This is a genomic window from Paraburkholderia phymatum STM815 (assembly GCF_000020045.1).
In the GTDB taxonomy this organism is placed as follows: domain Bacteria; phylum Pseudomonadota; class Gammaproteobacteria; order Burkholderiales; family Burkholderiaceae; genus Paraburkholderia; species Paraburkholderia phymatum.
Window position 1 is genome coordinate 1631570 of the sequence record NC_010625.1, and the last position, 18777, is coordinate 1650346.

The following is an 18777-nucleotide window of genomic DNA, read 5'->3' on the forward strand; positions in this document are numbered from 1 at the left end:
GGGAACGCCATCAGAACGTTTCGAAATACTCCCGGTGTTCCCACTCGGTCACTTCCAGATTGAAGCGGTCGATCTCCGCCTGCTTGAGCTTGCAGAAGTAGTCGACGAACGCACTGCCGAAGCCCTCGCGCAGACAGTCGTCGGCACCCAGCGCCGCGATGGCGTCGCTCAACGTGCGCGGCAGCGCATCGGCGTGCGTCTCGTAGGGCGTATCCGCCGACGCTGGCAGTTCGAGCTTGCGCCGCAGTCCGTCGAGACCCGACAACACCTGTGAGCCGAAATACAGATACGGATTCGCCGTCGGCTCCCCGACGCGGTTCTCGACGCGCGTCGCGCAATCGTTGGGACCGCCCAGCACGCGCAGCATTACGCCGCGGTTATCGCAGCCCCAGTTCGCGCGATCCGGTGCGTTCGAATATGGCCGGTAGCGGCGATAGCCATTGATGGTCGGCGTCGACAAGGCCGTCGCGCCCTGCGCATGCGCGAGCAATCCCGCGAGATAGCGCTGGCCGGTGACGGAAAGCGGCGCGCCCGGACCGGTCGGCATGAATGCGTTCGTGCTGTCAGCGGCATGGATGAGCGACTGATGCAGATGCCACCCGCTCGACACCACGTTGGGAATGCGCGGACGGCACATGAAGGTCGCGTGATAGCCGTTGCGCTGACAAATCTGCTTCACGGCGCTGCGAAACAGAATCATGTCGTCGGCGCTTTTCATGCCTTTCGTCGGTGCGAACGTGAACTCGAACTGACTCGGGCCGTATTCGACTTCGAGCGAGCGCACGGGCAGCGCGAGTCCGTCGATGCCGCGCCTGAGCATTTCCATCGCGCTATCCACAGCGTCGTAGCGCAATTCGGTCAGATACTGATAACCATGCGACAGCAACTTGATATCGGGCGGGATGCCGGGCTGTCCCGAATGCTCGGGCTTCATGTTCGGATCGGCCACCTTGAACACATGAAACTCGACTTCGAGGCCGGACATGAATTCGAAGCCGTGATGGCCGAGCTGCTCCAGCGCGCGACGGAACAGGTGACGCGTGGCGAACGGCACAGGCCGGCCGCTCGCGAAGTACACGTCGCACAAGACCCAGCCTGTATGCGGCGCCCACGGCAGCACGCGGAAGGTTTCGGGATCGGCGACCATCAGCGTGTCGCAGGCGCCCTGCATTTCGGGCATATCGAAGCCGCCGCCCGGCGTGAACACGGGGAACACCGTGCGATGCGACGTATCCTTGGCGAGCAGCGTGCTCGTCAACGTGACGCCAGTCTTGAAGGCCCGCATCGCCTCATCGACGACGAGCGTCTTGCCGCGCAGCTGGCCGTGTTGATCGGGAAACGAAAAGCGCACTACCTGCACGTCGCTTTCTTTCAACCGTTCCAGCAGCGCGGCGTAAGCCGTGTGCTGATCGCCTGTCCAAAGGCCGTGGGTTTCGACAAATGACATGTTGCTTCGCCCGGCCGCTCGACGGCCGCGCGCTCCATTGTGGTTGCGGGATTCGTCGTCAGGCTTTCGGTGCGGGCCAAGGTGCGGCTTCGCGACGCTTCACGTCGGAGGATCTCCAATAGTCGTCCCAGCCGTCGGCGGGGCCGATGCCGTCGATCGACGCCGGGCCCGTCAGATGCGCGGCCTGCTGTGCGTCGATCATCATCAGCGTCTTCTCGCCCGCTTGCGTCTTCTCGATCGCATCGACGAGCAGACGCCGGTACGCGATGATGCCCTTGTCGGTCGTGCCCAGGTGCTCGCGCGTTCGGTCCTGGATCGCGCCCTGCGATTCGACGGCCCACTGATCGTGCACGTTGATATCGAAGCCCATGCCGGTGTAGGTCTGCGTCTGTTGCTCGTCCGCGTCGAAGCCGTAGTGGTTGCGCTTGTTCTTGCGTGACGTGTAGTCCGGCAGTTCGTACAGTTCCAGCCGCTGCGCGCGCATCTGCACCTTGTCGGTCGGCGCGCCGAAGCTCGTGAAAATCGCGTACCAGTAGCAGTTTTCGTCATCGACGGGCACGTGCCATTGCGTGATTGTCATTTCCGCGCTCATCGGAATCACGAACGCCTGCGGGAACACGACGTTGGTCACGCGCACGTGCGTCTGCGTGTCGTTCAGCGGACGCCTGGCGATCAGGCGAAGGCCGTAGTCGGCCGGACTGACGAGAATCTCCGGTGATTCGAATTCGCGCAGCACCTTGGTGATAGGCATATCCGAGTCCGCCGACGCCCCGCGAAACTGCTTGCCGTAGCTCTCGCTCACGTCCTCGTCTTCGAAGAAGCGATGCAGAAACGACGCGTGCGCCGGGTCGATGCCGACTTCGAGCGCCTGCAGCCAGTTGCACTCGAACAGCCCCTTGAACGCGAACGTGTACTCGGACGGCGCAGCGAAGCAGTCGAAGTTCGGAAACGCGGGCGGCTCGCCGCCGCCGATGTACGCGAACAGGATGCCGCTGCGCTCGACCACGGGATACGCGCTCTGCCGCACCTTCTTGCAGAGCGTGCTGCCGACGGGTTCGGCCGGCGTCGACAGGCAGTGTCCGTCGACATCGAACAGCCAGCCGTGGAAGGCGCAGCGCAGACCGCCCGCTTCGAGACGACCCGCCGCGAGGTCGGCGCCGCGATGCGGGCAGTCGCGATCAAGCATGCCGTAGCGCCCCTGTTCGTCCTTGAACACGACGAAGTCCTGGCCCATCAATCGTACTGCGCGAATGGGACGCTGCACGGGCAGCTCCTCCACCAGCGCAACGGGCTGCCAGTAATTGCGCAGAAGTTGCCCGGCGGGCGTGCCCTTGCCTACGCGCGTGATCCTGTCGTTTTGCTGCGAACTCATCATGGTCTGTCTCCCATTGCTGTGAATGCACGGGGCCTGCAGCTGTATGCACGCCCACCCCCAATGATCACGAAGAATAGATTGAAGAATTCATTCTTGCAACTCCTGTATACAACCAATCCGTAAGGATCTGACGTTCGGGCAGCGCCAAAAGCGCGAATAACGACCTAATATACTGATTTTCATAGATATATTAGAGACACCCAGGATCTTCCCTAGATCGCTTCATCAGGCTACGATCCGTGAGTAGGCGGTATGTTGCATACACTCATGTACATTTAATTTCTCAAAACAGGCAAGTCAACGCCCTCCGGTGCCGTTCGTGCTCTACAATCAGCCGAAAGGCGGCGCAGGCATCGCGCCCCGCCGAGGCCACCGGAGAATGAAATGGAATCGCAGCAAGAACGTGTGTTGGTGTATCTACGCGACCTGATCCTCAAGGGTGAATTCGCGCCTGGGGAGCGCCTTGGCGAAGTCGCGCTCGCGGAGCGACTGCAGGCATCGCGCACCCCCGTCCGGCTCGCGCTCACGACGCTCGAACAGGAAGGTCTCGTCGAGCCGTCTCCGGCGGGCGGTTATGTGATGCGCCGTATCACGGCCGCTGAGATCGCCGATGCCATTGCTGTACGCGGTCATCTCGAAGGCATGGCTGCGCGCCTCGTCGCAGAGCACGGCGTGCAGCGCCAGTTATCGAACGGTCTGAACGAATGTCTGCGCGCTGGCGATCGCCTGCTCGCGAAGTCGGAACTCGATCTCGACGATTACGCTGCATACACGGACATGAACAACCGTTTTCACAAGCTGATCGTCGAAGGTTCGGGCAACGCGGCGCTGATCCGTGCAATCGACATGAACAACCGTCTGCCGTTTGCCGCAGCCAGCGCGATGCTGCCGATGCAATCCGCCATCGAGGAAGGCCGTCAATGGCTTTTCATGGCACATCAGCAGCATCACAGCCTCGTGCAGGCGATGGAACGCGGCGAAGGCACGCGGGCGCAATCGCTCGCTACCGAGCACGTGCAGATCGCGCAACGCAATCTGACCTACGCGCTCGAGCGGCCGGAGGTGTATCTGAAGCTTGCGCCCGCTTTGCAACTCGTCGCCGATGCGGTTTTGTAGATGCGCCTGCATCCGCGTATCCACATCCCATCTGGTGCAAGATCATGATGCACGTTTTTCAGCGGGAATCTGGCACGACGTATGGCATCATCGGCCGGACATGTTGAAACCGTGGAGACCGGTGCAGATGAATTCGGAGACCTACATTGTCGATTCGGTGATCCGCTCGCGAAAAGCCGTTCGGGCGTTTCGTCCGGATGCCGTTTCGAAGCAGGACATGATCGATATTCTCGATGTTGCACGTGCGGCGCCCAGCAATTCGAACACGCAGCCGTGGCGTGTCCACGTGCTGGCTGGCGGCATTAAACAACGACTCAGTGCAGCGCTGGCGCGTGCTCATACGGGTGGAACGCATCAGCAGCTGCAATACATGCCGGATCCTTTGCCGGAATCGTATCGGATAAGACAGGAAGATTTCGGCGCGCGCTATTACGGCGCATTGGGCATCGACAAGACGGACGTCGACGGGCGCAATCGGGCAACAGGCCGGAATTTCGATTTCTTCGGCGCGCCGATCGGCATGATCTTCACGATCGACGCACGACTGAAAAAGTACAGCTGGCTCGACTACGGGTTGTTCATCCAGAACATCATGATTGCGGCTCGCTCGCGCGGTCTGGATACATGCCCGCAGGTGTCGTTCGCGCGTTATCAGACGGTCATCGCGACGCAACTCGAACTCGAAACCGGGCACGAGGTCGTCTGCGGGATGTCGCTTGGCTACGCAAACCAGCACTCGCTCGTCAATCGGCTGCGACTTCCTCGGGAGCCAGTGTTTCAGTTTGCAAGTTTTGCGGGGCTTGACGAGTCAAGCTAGTTCGAGCGATGACCGGAAGCGGGCGTTTCCCGTGCGTCTGTTGCGCTTCACGGTCGCCGTCGCACACGGGGAAGGCACAAAGCCGACCTTGAACACGCATTCCGTCGCACGGATACCGGTCGGTCACGGCAGTGGGTTTGGCCTGTATTCGACTCGTCTTCCTCGTGTCCAGGTGCCGTCCGAAGCAAGGCAGAGCATGGCAAATCAATCGTGAAACAAACGCTAGCGCCCGTCGCCAGGTCGCTTCGGGCAATATGAGTCGAGGGCGGTGTTATTACCCTCGCGTGTTTCGAGAACAACGGGAGGTATCAGAATGCCGCCTTCCCTACCGACGCACCACCGTCAACGAACACCGTCTGTCCAGTGATAAAGCCCGCATCCTCTGACAGAAGAAACGCCACGGACGCGGCCAATTCCTCAGGCTTGCCGAATCGCTTCATCGGCACAAGCGACAGAAAGCGCTGCTCCGCTTCGCTGCCGATGGGTGTGTTCTGCCGGAACAGTTCGGTCTCGGTGGGCCCGGGCGCGACGGCATTGACGGTAATGCCGGTCTGCGCAAGCTCCAGCGCCCAGGTGCGCGTGAAGCTCATCATCGCGGCTTTCGCCGCCGCGTAGGCGGTGCGGTTCGCGACGCCAAGCACGACGAGGCTCGAGAGATTGACGATTCGCCCCCAACCACGCTCCCGCATTCCCGGTAGCAAGGCTTGCACGGTCTGCACGGCAGAGGTGAGATTGTGGCGGAAGGACGCTTCGAGGTCGTCGAGATCAACCGCTTCAACGCCAGCCAGACGGACGAACCCCGTGTTGTTGATGACGCCATCGAAGGTATAACAGCCGACCAGGCCCTCGAGCGTTCGTGTCGTCGCGTTGCGATCGGTCAGATCGACGAAAACCAGAGTGCCGGGGAAACTCGGGTCGTCGGCCCCGCGTGCAAGACCGATGACCTGATGTCCATCGGCGGCGAGCCGGTGTGACAGCGCGCGCCCGATACCTTTGCTGGCGCCTGTGACCAAAAACGTTCGTTTGGGCATTGCAAAACCTTATAGATGCAAAGTTGAGCCCGTTTGGGGCCGCCAGTCAGCCCCACCGGGAATTCAGAATGATGCTGCACAAGTTCATGCGCTGGAACCTGGGATCCTTGTGCGCCAGAAAATCGTCGTTGAACGTGCCGAACGTGGTGCCTGGGCGATGCTTCATGCCGTCGTAGAAGGCATCGATCATCTTTCCGGCGAAATCGGCGCCGCGCGGCCAGGCCGCGACCACCGCTGCGCGCTGCTCTTCCGTAAACGCATCGAAGTCCCGTCCAGCCACATCCATCCCAGCTCCCGCTTGCACCAGCGCGATTTCACCGTGCATGTGCTCCGGAATGCCCGGCGTCGTATGGAGCGCCACAGCGGTCCACACCGTCGCCACGTCTGCTTCGTCGACATGATGGCTGCGCAGAAAATCGCGCGCCGCGTTGGCCCCGTCCACTTCGAAACGCAGTTCGCTTTCGCGATAGGCCGACGTCAAACCGATATCGTGGAACATGGACGCCACATAGAGCAGCTCTGGGTCGAAGGCGATACTTTTTCGTTTTCCCAAAAGCGCACCCCATAGGTAGACCCGTGTCGAGTGGTTAAACAGCAATTCACTTTCTGTGTCGCGAATGAGCTGGGCTACCTGCCGCGCCAGCTGGCTATCGGGAATGACGACGTCGAGCATTTCTTTCGTCGGTGCTGTTCTGTCTTGCTTCATCAGGTGACTCGCGTTGTAGAAGGCGTTCGTTTCCTGCGGCACGTTTCGCTTCCAGACGGCCCCGCATGGGCGGCTGATTCCGCGCCGGAACGCAATGGCAAGGTTGCACCTGGGAAGTTACGCTTCCCATGGTTCATGGAACAGGCCCAAGATCGAGAAATGCCACTGTACTATCGCGTCCATGGCAACGCTTTCTATAGGCATCGATCGCGCCGGACGCATCTCGCTGTCGGCGCAAATTTACGGCTCGATTCGAGATGCGATCGAGTCGGGCCAGCTCGCCGCCGGCGCGCGGCTGCCCTCCTGGGCGGATCTGGCCGCCCAGCTCGGCGTATCCCGGGGCACCGTGCGGGCCGCCTATGAACGTTTGATCGATGAACAGTTCGCGATCGGCCTCGGCGCCGCCGGCACCCGGGTCGCCGCGCGGCCGTTACCGGCGACGACGGGACGGTCGCCGGAGGCGCCGCCGCTTCCCGATCTGTTCTTCGAGTTCAGCGCGGCGCCGTTGGCGTTTCAGATGGGTGTGCCCTCCCAGGACGCCTTTCCGTTCAAGCTCTGGTCGCGCATTCAGGCACGGGCGGCGCGCCGGGCGGCAGCGGCTCCTGTCGGATACCCCGATCCCCGCGGCGAGCCGGATTTGCGACAGGAGATCGCGGCGTACCTCGGCGTCTCACGCGGGCTTCGATGCAGTCCCTCCCAGGTCTTCGTCACGGCAGGTTTCTCCGGCGCGCTCAATCTTGCGATCCGCGGCTTGCATGTGGAAGGCCGACAGGCCTGGATGGAAGACCCTGGCTTTCCGCTCACGCGTACGGCGCTCGGGCTAGCGGGCATGACCGTGGCAGGGGTGCCGGTGGACACGGACGGGCTCGATATCGACGCAGGCATCCGGATCGCGCCCGAAGCCGCCCTCGCGGTGGTGACACCGGGCCAGCAGGCGCCGCTCGGGATGACGATGTCCCTCGCTCGACGGATTGCACTGCTCGGCTGGGCCAAACAACACGATGCCTGCATCGTCGAAGACGATTATCTGGGCGAATTGCAGTTGAAAGGAAGGGCCGCACCGGCGCTGGCCTCTCTCGATCAGGACGAACGAGTGCTCCACATCGGGACGTTCAGCAAGACGATCAGCCCGGCACTGCGCCTGGGATTTCTCGTTGTTCCGCCGGCCATGGCACGCCGCTTCGGCGACATCGCGGCGTGCCTTGCGCCCGCCCCTGCTGCATCCGTGCAGCACGCCGTGACCGAGTTCATGCACGAGGGGCACTACCTTCGCCATCTGCGACGTATGAAGCGTCTTTACATTGCCCGACAGGAAGCCCTGGTTCGTTGTCTGAAGGAACTGGCCTCGGATTCAATCAAAGTGCAGGCTGCTGCCGGCATGACCGTCGTGGCCGCGCTTCCCCAATCCGTATCCGATGTCGATATCGCTTTGCGGGCGCGAGCTTTCGGGCTGGCCCCCGTTCCGCTCTCCCCCTGGTACACGAGAAAGCCGGGGCAGCAGGGGCTACTGCTCGGCGTGACGAACCTGAATGAAAGAACGCTGCCGGCCCACTGTTCCCGCCTGCTGGAACTCGTTCGCGGGCGCCACTGACGGACCAGCGAGGACTTTGCCATCGCTTCTTGGTACAGCGAAAATGTTCATTCCTGGTGCTTTTGCGTGCCCGCAATGTCACACGACAATGCACGAGCACAAAGGAGCCCGACATCCATGAACATTCGATCCATCGTAAGAGCCGCCTGCACCGGCATGGCCGTCGGCATCGCGGTGCCGGCCGCGGCACATGGCGCGGCTGAAACCGTCACACCGAACTTTCAGCACGCCATTCACAACATTCCGGGAAAGTCGTTGACCGCCGTCGTCGTTGATTACGCACCCGGCGCAGCGTCGTCCGCACACAGGCATGCGGGCTCGGCTTTCATCTATGCGTACGTCGTATCCGGCGAGATCGAGTCACAGGTGGATGATGGTCCGAGGCACGTCTACCATGCGGGCGAAAGCTTCTTCGAGAAGCCCGGCGCCGTTCACCGCATAAGCCGCAACGCGAGCGAAACAAGGCCTGCAAAGTTGCTCGCCGTATTCGTCGCGGACAGCAGCGACAAAGCCCTGACTACCCCCATCAAGTAAATCACCGCATCACGGAGTCACATCATGAGCAAGCGCCTCGACTACACCCGGATTGCGCCTGCGGGCGTCAAAGCCCTTGGCGGCGTCTACGGCTACGTCATGCAGAGCGACCTGTCGCCGGTTCTCGTCGACCTGGTCTACCTGCGCGTCTCGCAGATCAACAACTGCGCCTATTGCCTCGACATGCATGCACGCGACCTGCTGAAAAAAGGCGTGAAGGTCGAAAAGCTCGCGCTCGTGCAGGCATGGAGGGAAGCGGGCCATCTGTTCGACGACCGCGAGCGTGCAGCACTCGCGTGGGCCGAATCGGTCACGCTGGTGGCGCAGACCGGCGTGCCGGACGAGGCATACGAGGCTGCCCGCGCCGTATTCAATGAACGCGAACTGGTTGACCTGACCATCGCCATTAGCCTGATGAATACTTATAATCGCATGGCGATAAGCTTCCGGAACACGCCCCAGGCCGTGATGGAGCCGTGAAGCGCCCCCAAACGCGCCCCCATTTGGCATGGAAGCTGCGAAGCTCGGCACAGCGCACTGCCACCTGCCAATTCGCTCGCGTCCAGACATCGCCCCCGCGCGGCTGGCCGTCGCGTTCGTCGTTGGCAGCGCATTCAGTTTCGGCGTCGTGCTGCCGTGGATGCAGGTCGCTGCGAGCAACCAGCAACTGTATTCGCGCGACACCCTGGCGCATGACGCGCATGTGGACCATGTCCCCGCGGCGCATCGCGTACGACGTCAAGCCGAAGGTTTGCGGAATGACCGCTGACGCGGGCATGTCATAAGGTCAACGCCCTCGATTGAAGCCAGCCGTCAACTGCCTGGCAAGCACCAAATCAAGCAACAATGCACGTACACGCGTGGTCGGACGCGATAACCATCATGTCCCATTCTTCGAGCAACACCTTTTCGTGAATTCGGGACGGCAATAGCCGCGGCCAGCCGAGTTGATTGCAATGGGCATCCGGCTTGTTCCGAGCGAGCCTTGAGCCAGTGCGCTCCCTGATAGGAGCGACCGTCCGATTGACGTGGTGGCAAGGGCTGTGAAAGGCTGATTTCGGCCGCACACGGTCCGACGGTGAGCCGACGACAGATGCTGCCGCCGGCCCGACTGCATCCGGCAGAGGTCGACCCCGAAGGGACATTCCGGCCCAGCGCGCGAATGGCGGCTTTCCGCTTGGCAAATCTCTTCGACACCACGGACTGTCAGCGTCCTTTCCGGCTAACGTCCCTGGTCCCTGGGCAGTGACACTGAAAAAATTGTCTCCGTATCGTCGGACCGGGTTTCGATAGCACCGTGATGAGCCTTGGCAATTTCGCTCGCGATATACAACCCCAATCCGAGGCTACCGGTCCGCTCGTCATCGCTCTGACGGTCGGGCCCTCGCATCAGGGGATCGAAGATATGGGCCAGCGTTGCGCTTCCGATTGCAGCTCCGCGGTTGCTGACATTGATACGAACATCCGTTACGCCACCGGTCACCATCACGCGCACAGGCGTGTCCTGCGCTCCATACTTGATGGCATTGAGAACAAGATTGCCAAGCAATTGCTGCAGACGCGGACCATCCCAGTCTCCCTGCAAGTCACCATTTACGTCATAATCGATCTGCCTGTCAGGATGAATAGCGCGCAACTCCTCCACTTCGTCTGCCAGCACATCCGCCAGATTGACACTTGTAGGCTTTACGTTGATGCCCAATCCAAGTTTGGTCCGGTTGAATTCGGTGAGATCGTCAAGCAACCCCTGAATTCTGGCTCCGCTACGTATGAGGCGGCCGGCGGCCTTTGATACATGCTCTCCCGCGTTTAATAGCGCCAAATACGACGCGGTGACCTGAATCGCCTGCAGAGGGCTTCGCAGATCATGCCCGAGCATTCCGAGCAGAAGGTTGCGGTTCTGTTCGATCTGTGCGTTGAAAGAGGTTACTGATTCTGCGAGCGCATGATCGATCGCTTCGTTGAAGCGAATGACATCGCCCAGACCATGCCTTCCAGGCTCACATTCGTCCATCCATAGTCGAAGTACGCTGGCGCGCAAGGCGCGATATTCGGCGGCGAGCTGGTTGACGTTGAAGCCCGCCCGTGCTCTCAGGACGCCATGCTTTTGCGCAGCGGTTTCTTCTGTCGGATCAATCAGCCCGGCGCCTCGACCCATCGACTTTTCATGTTGGGCTTCCCGCGTCTGTGAGGAACGCAGATCCATTGCCACGGTCTGCAGGATTTCCTTCACATGCTCGCGCAGCTCCAACGATTCCATTTTTTCCGCCGCCGGTAGTAGAGTGGCGGCGAACGCCTCCCATTGTTCCGAAATCGGCTCCAGGTCTCGCAAAATGAAATCTGAAAGTCGCATACCTGAGTCTTCCAACAGGAAAGGGCGTCATTGGCCGAGGTCAGCCTACCTATGCTACACGCAAATTGGAGACAGACTTTTACTGAGGCCCCGGTCGAGGCCGCATGCCGCCATGCGTGCCATGCCGACCGATTGGGCAACCTTGTGAGATCTGATAGCGGTTTTATTGGCAGGATGCCCCGATCTCCGGGCCCGCACACTGCCGTTCGCGCAAGCGCGATCGAATGTCTCAACGTGGCCGATCGGTGCCTCTTCTGGCCTGTTCGAATCGATTCAGATGAACCTCCAGCGTCAACGGTCGGCAATTAGTGGCCATAGCTCACTCCTTTTGCGCGCGTCACGTTAACGTATGGATCTGAACGCTCGGCCAGTCGAGCCGAAGAAATCCGATTGAGATAGCCGCCGGCCGCACGAGCGAGCACCGAGAGGCCGGCAGCAGAGTCATCCGGTCATCTATCTCATGGCTGCGTCGTATTGTCTTTATGCGGTCCGTGGACACATTCGGCGTCACGGGCTGCTGAACGGACGCGGGTAAACGCCCATTTGATCGCGCTACTCAACGATTTACTGTATCGATACACTAAATCGATACAGTCGCGCCGCTGCTGTCGTGTCGCGCTGAACACACTCGCCCGCGCATAGAGCGGCATTCAGGAGACAAGACCATGCATTCCACTTCCCGGCGACGGTTCCTTCAAACGGCCTCTGTGGCCTCCCTCGCGGCGGCGGGCGCGGGCTTTCCCGCGATCGTGCGCGCCCAGCCGGCGGCCACGTTGCGGCTGTCATCATCGATGCCCGCGAACGAAAACGCCGCGCATTACGTGTGGTATCAGAAGCTCGCTGCGAATCTGAAGGCGAGCGTCGGCGACCAGATTCGGATTGACTATTTCCCGAACAGTCAGCTCGGCAAGGAGAGCGACGTCGTGCAGCAGGTGAAGGTCGGTGCGGTCGACATGATGGTCACCGGCTCGTCGATCTGGGCGACCGTGCTGCCGGAGCTCGGCATGCTCGATCTGGGCTATGTGTTCGACAACTTCGACCATGTCGGGCGCGCCATGGACGGCACAGTCGGCAAATCCTTTGACACCATGCTGCAACAGCGTGCGGGCTGCTCGGTCGTCACGTGGGGCTATTCCTTCGGCGCGCGCAACGTGTTCACGAAGAAGCCGACGCAGTCGCTCGCCGATATCAAGGGCGTAAAGCTGCGCGTGCTGCCCACGCCCGCCTTCATGGAAACCTTCAGGCTGATGGGCGCCGTACCGACGCCCATTCCCATCGGCGAGTTGTACATGGCCGCGCAGACAGGTGTCGTCGATGGCTTCGAGCACGACTGCGCGACCGTGCTCGCGAGCAAGTACGACGAAGTCGTGAAGTCGTGCTGGCAAACTCAGCACGTCTTCAGCCCGCTCGTCGTCGTCATGGGCCGCCGCGCCCTGGCGAAGATTCCAGAGAATCTACGTCCCGCATTTCAGAAAGCGGCGCAAGACGCGACCGCGAGTCAGCGCGTCGCAGCCATCCAGACGGCTGCCAGCGCCGAGCAGGAGCTGAAGAAGCGCGGCATGACGTTTTATCCGATGTCGAAAGCCGACCGCGACACCGCGCGCGGCGAGATGCAGTCGCAGTTGTACGCGAACTTCTCGAAGCAGTATCCCGCGACCGCGCCGCTCTTCACCGCCATCGCCGCAGTGCGCGGCTAACGAGGCAGCCACACCATGACCACTTTCTCCGCGACGCCCGCATCAGAGGCGCAACTCGTCGCCCCGGGCTTCGGCCATGAGACCGTGCTCGCGCGCGGCCTCGTGCGCCTCATGCACGGGATCGAATACCTGTGTGCAGCCGTGCTCGCGGCCGATGTGCTCGTGGTGTTCCTCTCCGTGATCTACCGCTATTTCCTGCACGATCCATTCGACTGGGCCGAGGAAGTCGCCGGAGCGCTGATGGTCGTACTGGTGTTCTTCGGCGCCGCCACGGTGCTTGCGCGCAGCCAGCACGTCGGCGTCGACCTGTTTCGCGGCATGCTGCCCAGGCGCTGGCAGCCCGCGCTCGTTCATCTGGGACACTGGGTCATCGCGGGCGTCGCGGGGAATCTGTGCGTGTCGTCGTGCCTGCTGCTAGTCGATTCCTACGGCCAGATGACACCGAGCGGCCTCCCCGCGTGGATCAAAGTGTATCCGCTCGTCATCGGCAGCGTGTTCATGGCAGTGTTCGCGCTCGCCAACGCGCTCAACGGCGCGCGCAGGACTGTGCTCGGCACATTGATCGGCTGCGTGTTGCTCGCGGCGGCCGTGTTCGGGTGGAACGCGTTCGTGCCCGGTCACGCGATCAAGCCCGGCATCCTGCTGATGGCCGGATTCATCGGCGGACTCGTGCTCGGCGTGCCGGTCGGCTTCGTGCTCGCGTTCTCGGCGCTGCTGTACTTCCTCGCGGAACCGTCCCTGCCGATGCTCGTCTACTCGCAGCAAGTGATGGCGGGCACCGACCACTTCGTGCTGCTCGCGATTCCGTTCTTCGTGCTCGCCGGACTACTGATGGAAACCAACGGCATGTCGTCCCGCCTGATCGAACTGCTGCTGAGGATTTTCGGGCGCGTGCGCGGCGGCCTCGGCCTCATCACGATCATGGCGACGGCGTTCTTCTCGGGCGTGTCCGGTTCAAAGCTTGCCGATATCGCGGCGGTCGGCGGTGTCGTGATGCCGGCTGTGCGCCAGAGCAAGGAAGATCCGAACGAAGCCGCAGCGCTGCTCGCCTGCAGCGCGGTGATGGCGGAAACCATTCCTCCGTGCGTGAACATGATCATCATGGGCTTCGTCGCGAACATTTCGATCGCGGGGCTGTTCCTCGCGGGCGTCGTGCCCGCGGCCGTGCTTGCCGCGGCGCTGGCGATCGTCGCGGTGATTTTCGGGCGCCGCATAAATCTCGCCGATGCGCTCACCAATCCGCGCGCATGGATGCCGCTGCTCGGCGGCGCGCTGGTCGCGCTCGTCATGATCAGCATGATCGGCAAGGGCGTGACGTCGGGCATCGCGACGTCGACGGAAGTGTCCGCGTTCGCCGTCGTCTATGCGCTTATCGTCGGCTGGCTGGCGTTTCGCGAACTGACGCCGCAATCGGTCACACGCGTGTTCGTGCGCTCGGCATCGATGGCGAGCAGCATTCTGTTCATCGTCGCGGCGGCCTCCAGCGTATCGTTCGCGCTGACCGTCGAGCAGATTCCCGCGCTCGTTTCCGATTCGATGATCGCCTTCGCGCATCAATATGGACCGACGATGTTCCTGCTGCTGTCCGTGCTGATCATGATCGTGTTCGGCGCGGTGCTGGAAGGCGCGCCCGCGCTCATCATCTTTGGGCCCCTCCTCACCCCGATCGCCACGCAACTCGGCATCAACCCGCTGCATTTCGGCACGGTGATTGTCGTCGCGATGGGCATGGGTTTGTTCGCGCCGCCGGTCGGGCTGGGCCTGTTCGCGACCTGCGCCATCACCGGCACGGAAATGAAGGCAGTAGCGCGACCTATGCTCAAATACCTGCTGGTGCTGTGCATCGCACTGGTGGTGCTGATTCTGGTGCCGTCTTTTTCGTTGTGGTTGCCGACCCGGCTCGGCCTGTAGCCGGCAGATGTAAAACCTTATGAGCACCATTCAGGATGTCGCCCGCCAGGCCGGTGTTTCCGTGAGCACGGTATCCAACGTGCTCAACGGCCGCACCGGTCAGATGCGCCAGGAAACGCTCGTGCGCGTGCAGGCAGCGATGAGCGCGCTGCAATATCGGCCGAGCACGCTCGCGCGTCAGCTCAAGACGGGACAGACGCCGCTCATCGGGCTGCTGGTGCCGTCCATCGCCAATCCGATGTATGGCTATATCGCGCGGGAGGTCGAAACGTACGCGCAGGAGCGCTACGGCTATCGCGTGATGATCGGCAATACGTATCGCGATCCGGCGAAGGAAGCGTCGTTCTTCGAGGACCTGCTGTCCCAGGGCGTGCGGCGAGTGATCGTGATCTCGTCGCTTGCGAACGAGCGCCATCTGGAAACCGCTGTCGAACACGGCATGGTCGTCGTCAGCTACGACCGCCGCGCAACCGAAGGTGAGACCACGCGCGTTGAACACGTCACGCCGGACAACTTCGAAGCAGCGCGCATCGCGACGCGCCATCTGATCGCGCACGGCCACACGCAACTCGCCTTCGCCACGTTGACGGGCGTGACAATGAGTCGCCGCGACAAGATCAATGGCTTTCTCTCGGCAGCGCAGGATGCGGGGCTGTCGGAGGACGCGCGTGTGCTCGACAGCGGCCCGGTGAACGAATACGGCGATTCGATGATCGTGGAGAACGGCCGCGCGCTCGCGCGTCTGCTCGCGGCAGACGACGCGCGCCCGACCGGCATCGTCGCCGTCAACGACCTGATGGCGCTCGGCCTCATGGCAGGCCTGCGCGAGTGTGGCTTGCGCGTGCCAGAGGACGTGTCGATCGTCGGCATGGACGGGCATTTCCTCGCGGCGATCTCCAACCCCGCGCTCACGACCGTGCAACTTCCCGTGCCGGCGATGGCCGCCGCGATGGTCGAGCGCGCGATGCGTCCGCACGCCGAACCCGTGCCCGCATCGGAGCAGGCGCTCTTCACGGATATCAAGCTCGTGGCGCGCGAGTCGGTCGCGCGCCCGGGCAAAACTGCGGCGAAAGCGAAGCAATCCGGAAAGGCAGGATAAGGACATGAACAAGGTATTCGTGAGTCATCCCCGGCACATGCTGGATCATTACTTCGGCGCACGCGCGGCGGCGGCGCTCGCGAAGTTCGCCGACGTCACGTATAACACCGAAGATCGCGAGCTGACGCCCGCCGAACTCGCCGACGCCGCGTGCGATGCCGATGTCATCATCGCTTACCGGCAGACGCCCGGGTCGCGCGCGTTGTTCGAAGCGCTGCCGAAGCTGGCCGCCTTCGTGCGTTGCGCGGTGGATATCCGCACGATCGATGTCGATGCCGCGAGCGAACTGGGCGTGCTCATCACGCAGGCGAGCGCGGGCTTCGTGCCGTCCGTGTCGGAGTGGGTGATCGGCGCGATGCTCGATCTCGCGCGCGGAACGACCGCATATGCGAAGGCGTATCACCGCCGCGAAGCACCCGCTCCGAAGATGGGCCGCGAGTTGCGCGGCAGCACGTTCGGCGTAATCGGTTATGGGCAGATATCGCGCTATCTGTGCGATCTCGCTTTGGCATTCGGCATGCGCGTCATCGTGTCCGATCCTTATGCCACGATCGACGATGCGCGCGTGCATCAGGTCGGCCTGGATGATCTGCTCGCCGAGTCCGACTTCGTCGTATGCCTCGCGCCCGCCACGCCGCAGACCGCGAACCTGATGAACGCGCGCGCCTTCGCAGCCATGAAGCCTGGCGCGTACTTCATCAACGCGGCGCGCGGCGAACTCGTCGACGACGCCGCTCTGCTCGCCGCGCTGGAGCGTGGTCATCTGGCAGGATGCGCGCTCGATGTGGGCCGCGCGGCAGATCAGATGCCCTCACCTTCTTTGGCGGCCCATTCGCGCGTCATCGCAACGCCGCACATCGGCGGGCTGACGCCGGGCGCCATCGAGCATCAATCGATGGAAACAATCGCGCAAACCGAAGCGCTGCTTCAGGGCCGGATACCCGTCGGCGCCGTGAATGCGGCGCACGCATTCCGCCTCTCGGGCTTTGCCATGCCGACGGTCGCGCGATGAACCCTGCGATCGACTTCGAAGGCGCCTGCGATTGCCACATCCACGTGTACGGAGAAGGCTATCCGCTGGCGGCAAGCGCGACGTTCACGCCCCCGCCAGCGCCTGCATCGGCATATCGGGAAGTGCAGCGTGCGCTCGGCTTCTCGCGCGCGATCGTCGTGCAGCCGACAGGGTACGGCTTCGACAACCGTTGCACGCTCGCGGCCATTGCGCAACTCGGCGACGGTGCGCGTGGCATCGCGGTCGTGCCGCCCGATGTCAGCGATGGCGAACTGCAGCGCCTGCACGATGCGGGCATACGTGGCGTGCGATTCATGATGCTTCCGGGCGGCGTGCTGCCGTGGGATGTGCTCACGGATATGTCGGCGCGCATCGCACCGATGGGCTGGAACATCAACCTCCAGCTCGACGGGCACACCCTGCCGTATCATGAAGCGATGCTCCTGAGCTTGCCATCGAAGCTCGTCATCGATCATCTCGGCAAGTTTCTCGCGCCGGTCACGCCGGAAAGCGAAGGGTTCGCGTCATTATGCCGCCTGCTCGACGGGCCGCGTTGCTGGATCAAGCTGTCCGCGCCCTATGAAAGTTCGCACCACGGCGCGCCTGATTTCGATGACGTGTCGTGGCTCGTGCGCACGCTGTCGAGACGTTTTCCTGAACGCGGCGTGTGGGCATCGAATTGGCCGCACCCCAACGTAAAGCCCGTGCCCGATGACGACCGCATGCTCGACTGGGCGATGCGGCTAGTGAAAAGCGACGAGATTCGCCGCAAGATACTCATCGATAATCCGGCTGAGTTGTACGGGTTTTAGGCAAGCCCGAAACAGCGATGTTGGTCGACTTCCAGGCAGGGAGAAAATCCAGAGCCAAAGGAATCGGGCGCCGCCAGTCGGCCGTTCTGCGCGTTTTTACACGGCTTCGCCCGACCTGTGCCAGATGCGGTCGGCTCTGGTCAGACCCGTTTCTGCCGGTTGATTCTCAAGCATCCGGCTGGCTCGAACCTGACCTTTTCTGTTATTGAAGACTTCAGAAAGCGGACTTCCGGCTATCTACCTTGCGGACGTCCGCCGAGAAGCAACAGGCCGTACTGGTTTTTCCTAAGGCTAAGGCTTGGCAGGCTTTCGGGCTTTTTTAGTTTCGCGTGGGAACGAATTCTGGATAGCATCCTTCGGGCACATCTGTCGATCGCCGAGACGCTCAATGAGTCGTGCCTCGCATTCGGAAAAAGAGTACCCGCGCCGCTGCGAGATCATGAAGGTGAGTGGACGCATGTGCCATGCTCGCCGTTTGAGTTCGACCAACGTTCCATTCGCGAGGTCTTGCGCAACCAGATGATGCGGCATGTGCCCCCAGCACAAGCCTCCTCTGAGCAGATCATGCTTCGCGCCGAGGTCATTCACCCACCACTGGCGTTCGCTGACGACACCCTGTTGAGTCTTTTCCGCGTGGGGCTGATTGTCAGTGACGACGAGCTGGATGTGCCGGCCAAATTCCTCCCTCGCAATCGGCCCCACAATGGCAGCCAGAGGATGCGACGTCGCACAGACGGTCACCATTTGCGCATCACACAAGTGATGCCTTTCTATCGTACCCGGGCTTAGCTCCGGCACATCCGTGATAGTCACCGCCAAGGCGCACGTGCCCTCGAGAACCAAACGCTCGCCGCCCTGCATGGTTGTCATGCGCAGATTGATTGCAGCCGTTGGAAAGTCCGCCTGCAGGGTACGCAGGCATTCAATCAGGTGCGCACGTGAAAAATAGCTGTCCACTGCGATCGAGACGTGTGGGACGCCGGCTTCAGCAATCGCAACCGCACGCATCTTCATTTCCTCGGTGCGTGAAATCACCCCACGCGCATCAGCCAGAAGGCTGCGGCCCGCGGCCGTAAGCGTCGCTTTGCGAGCGTTTCGCTCGAACAGCACCACATCAAAGGCACTCTCAAGCGCGCTGATGGCGTGACTGATCGCCGACTGTGCCCGCCTCAACTCCCGTGCCGCTCCAGAAAAGCTTCCCTGATCACACACGGCGACGAACGCCCGCAGTTGGTTGATGGTGACATTATCCAGCATATCTATCTAAAAACTAGAT

General features: G+C 62.0%; 17 protein-coding genes. 11 read left to right on the forward strand and 6 right to left on the reverse strand.

The features are described 5' to 3' along the window. Window positions 1-10 precede the first annotated feature (10 nt). Window positions 11-1447 (reverse strand): glutamine synthetase family protein, encoded by a 1437-nt coding sequence (locus BPHY_RS34675; protein WP_012406143.1) that lies wholly within the window; start codon window positions 1445-1447, stop codon window positions 11-13. Between the two features lie 58 nt (window positions 1448-1505). Beyond that, entirely contained in the window at window positions 1506-2822 is a 1317-nt protein-coding gene (locus BPHY_RS34680) for an aromatic ring-hydroxylating dioxygenase subunit alpha (RefSeq protein WP_012406144.1), read from the reverse strand. A gap of 384 nt (window positions 2823-3206) precedes the next feature. On the opposite strand from BPHY_RS34680, the gene BPHY_RS34685 reads away from it, so the two are divergent. Both BPHY_RS34685 and BPHY_RS34690 read left to right on the forward strand, forming a co-directional pair. Next, window positions 3207-3938 (forward strand): GntR family transcriptional regulator, encoded by a 732-nt coding sequence (locus BPHY_RS34685; protein WP_012406145.1) that lies wholly within the window; start codon window positions 3207-3209, stop codon window positions 3936-3938. A 127-nt stretch (window positions 3939-4065) separates the two neighbouring features. After that, entirely contained in the window at window positions 4066-4755 is a 690-nt protein-coding gene (locus BPHY_RS34690; RefSeq protein WP_012406146.1) for a nitroreductase, read from the forward strand. A 308-nt stretch (window positions 4756-5063) separates the two neighbouring features. On the opposite strand, the gene BPHY_RS34695 is transcribed toward BPHY_RS34690, so the two are convergent. Together BPHY_RS34695 and BPHY_RS34700 are read right to left on the reverse strand one after the other, a co-directional pair. Further along, on the reverse strand, window positions 5064-5786 hold the full coding sequence (locus tag BPHY_RS34695; RefSeq protein WP_012406147.1) for an SDR family oxidoreductase: 723 nt from the start codon (window positions 5784-5786) through the stop codon (window positions 5064-5066). 46 nt (window positions 5787-5832) lie between these two features. Further along, entirely contained in the window at window positions 5833-6492 is a 660-nt protein-coding gene (locus BPHY_RS34700) for an HD domain-containing protein (protein WP_012406148.1), read from the reverse strand. Between the two features lie 181 nt (window positions 6493-6673). Here BPHY_RS34700 and pdxR point away from each other — a divergent pair, with 181 nt between their 5' ends. The 4 genes from pdxR to BPHY_RS34720 all read left to right on the forward strand — a co-directional run bounded on the left by pdxR (window position 6674) and on the right by BPHY_RS34720 (window position 9386). Beyond that, window positions 6674-8083, forward strand: a complete 1410-nt coding sequence (gene pdxR, locus BPHY_RS34705) for a MocR-like pyridoxine biosynthesis transcription factor PdxR (RefSeq protein WP_012406149.1) — start codon at window positions 6674-6676, stop codon at window positions 8081-8083. 117 nt (window positions 8084-8200) lie between these two features. Next, window positions 8201-8617, forward strand: a complete 417-nt coding sequence (locus tag BPHY_RS34710) for a cupin domain-containing protein (RefSeq protein WP_012406150.1) — start codon at window positions 8201-8203, stop codon at window positions 8615-8617. A gap of 24 nt (window positions 8618-8641) precedes the next feature. After that, complete coding sequence (locus tag BPHY_RS34715) at window positions 8642-9097, forward strand: carboxymuconolactone decarboxylase family protein (protein WP_012406151.1); 456 nt, start codon at window positions 8642-8644, stop codon at window positions 9095-9097. Window positions 9098-9125: 28 nt separating this feature from the next. Next, window positions 9126-9386 carry a hypothetical protein gene (locus BPHY_RS34720; protein ID WP_012406152.1) on the forward strand — a complete coding sequence of 87 codons (261 nt, stop codon included), beginning with the start codon at window positions 9126-9128 and terminating at the stop codon, window positions 9384-9386. A 453-nt stretch (window positions 9387-9839) separates the two neighbouring features. Here BPHY_RS34720 and BPHY_RS34725 read toward each other — a convergent pair whose 3' ends face one another. Then, on the reverse strand, window positions 9840-10970 hold the full coding sequence (locus BPHY_RS34725) for a sensor histidine kinase (protein WP_012406153.1): 1131 nt from the start codon (window positions 10968-10970) through the stop codon (window positions 9840-9842). 665 nt (window positions 10971-11635) lie between these two features. On the opposite strand from BPHY_RS34725, the gene BPHY_RS34730 reads away from it, so the two are divergent. From BPHY_RS34730 to BPHY_RS34750, 5 genes are read left to right on the forward strand one after another with little or no spacing between them, the layout of a single operon-like run. Next, complete coding sequence (locus BPHY_RS34730) at window positions 11636-12667, forward strand: TRAP transporter substrate-binding protein (RefSeq protein WP_012406154.1); 1032 nt, start codon at window positions 11636-11638, stop codon at window positions 12665-12667. A 15-nt stretch (window positions 12668-12682) separates the two neighbouring features. Continuing rightward, on the forward strand, window positions 12683-14578 hold the full coding sequence (locus tag BPHY_RS34735) for a TRAP transporter large permease (protein ID WP_012406155.1): 1896 nt from the start codon (window positions 12683-12685) through the stop codon (window positions 14576-14578). Window positions 14579-14597: 19 nt separating this feature from the next. Then, complete coding sequence (locus BPHY_RS34740) at window positions 14598-15677, forward strand: LacI family DNA-binding transcriptional regulator (protein ID WP_012406156.1); 1080 nt, start codon at window positions 14598-14600, stop codon at window positions 15675-15677. Window positions 15678-15681: 4 nt separating this feature from the next. After that, window positions 15682-16689 (forward strand): hydroxyacid dehydrogenase, encoded by a 1008-nt coding sequence (locus BPHY_RS34745; protein WP_012406157.1) that lies wholly within the window; start codon window positions 15682-15684, stop codon window positions 16687-16689. Then, window positions 16686-17501 (forward strand): amidohydrolase family protein, encoded by an 816-nt coding sequence (locus BPHY_RS34750; protein WP_012406158.1) that lies wholly within the window; start codon window positions 16686-16688, stop codon window positions 17499-17501. Before BPHY_RS34745 ends, BPHY_RS34750 begins: the two co-directional genes overlap by 4 nt. A gap of 291 nt (window positions 17502-17792) precedes the next feature. Here the strand turns inward: BPHY_RS34750 and BPHY_RS34755 are convergent, their stop codons facing one another. Further along, window positions 17793-18758: a LysR family transcriptional regulator gene (locus BPHY_RS34755; protein WP_012406159.1), complete on the reverse strand. Its 966-nt coding sequence runs from the start codon at window positions 18756-18758 to the stop codon at window positions 17793-17795. Window positions 18759-18777: the final 19 nt, after the last annotated feature.

Coding starts and splice junctions, on each gene's coding strand:
- BPHY_RS34750 (WP_012406158.1), top strand. CDS start 16,686: ATGAACCCTGCGATCGACTTCGAAGGCGCCTGCGATTGCCACATCCAC.
- BPHY_RS34700 (WP_012406148.1), bottom strand. CDS start 6,492: ATGAAGCAAGACAGAACAGCACCGACGAAAGAAATGCTCGACGTCGTC.
- BPHY_RS34755 (WP_012406159.1), bottom strand. CDS start 18,758: ATGCTGGATAATGTCACCATCAACCAACTGCGGGCGTTCGTCGCCGTG.
- BPHY_RS34675 (WP_012406143.1), bottom strand. CDS start 1,447: ATGTCATTTGTCGAAACCCACGGCCTTTGGACAGGCGATCAGCACACG.
- BPHY_RS34725 (WP_012406153.1), bottom strand. CDS start 10,970: ATGCGACTTTCAGATTTCATTTTGCGAGACCTGGAGCCGATTTCGGAA.
- BPHY_RS34715 (WP_012406151.1), top strand. CDS start 8,642: ATGAGCAAGCGCCTCGACTACACCCGGATTGCGCCTGCGGGCGTCAAA.
- BPHY_RS34730 (WP_012406154.1), top strand. CDS start 11,636: ATGCATTCCACTTCCCGGCGACGGTTCCTTCAAACGGCCTCTGTGGCC.
- BPHY_RS34685 (WP_012406145.1), top strand. CDS start 3,207: ATGGAATCGCAGCAAGAACGTGTGTTGGTGTATCTACGCGACCTGATC.
- BPHY_RS34720 (WP_012406152.1), top strand. CDS start 9,126: ATGGAAGCTGCGAAGCTCGGCACAGCGCACTGCCACCTGCCAATTCGC.
- BPHY_RS34735 (WP_012406155.1), top strand. CDS start 12,683: ATGACCACTTTCTCCGCGACGCCCGCATCAGAGGCGCAACTCGTCGCC.
- BPHY_RS34680 (WP_012406144.1), bottom strand. CDS start 2,822: ATGATGAGTTCGCAGCAAAACGACAGGATCACGCGCGTAGGCAAGGGC.
- pdxR (WP_012406149.1), top strand. CDS start 6,674: ATGGCAACGCTTTCTATAGGCATCGATCGCGCCGGACGCATCTCGCTG.
- BPHY_RS34710 (WP_012406150.1), top strand. CDS start 8,201: ATGAACATTCGATCCATCGTAAGAGCCGCCTGCACCGGCATGGCCGTC.
- BPHY_RS34690 (WP_012406146.1), top strand. CDS start 4,066: ATGAATTCGGAGACCTACATTGTCGATTCGGTGATCCGCTCGCGAAAA.
- BPHY_RS34745 (WP_012406157.1), top strand. CDS start 15,682: ATGAACAAGGTATTCGTGAGTCATCCCCGGCACATGCTGGATCATTAC.
- BPHY_RS34695 (WP_012406147.1), bottom strand. CDS start 5,786: ATGCCCAAACGAACGTTTTTGGTCACAGGCGCCAGCAAAGGTATCGGG.
- BPHY_RS34740 (WP_012406156.1), top strand. CDS start 14,598: ATGAGCACCATTCAGGATGTCGCCCGCCAGGCCGGTGTTTCCGTGAGC.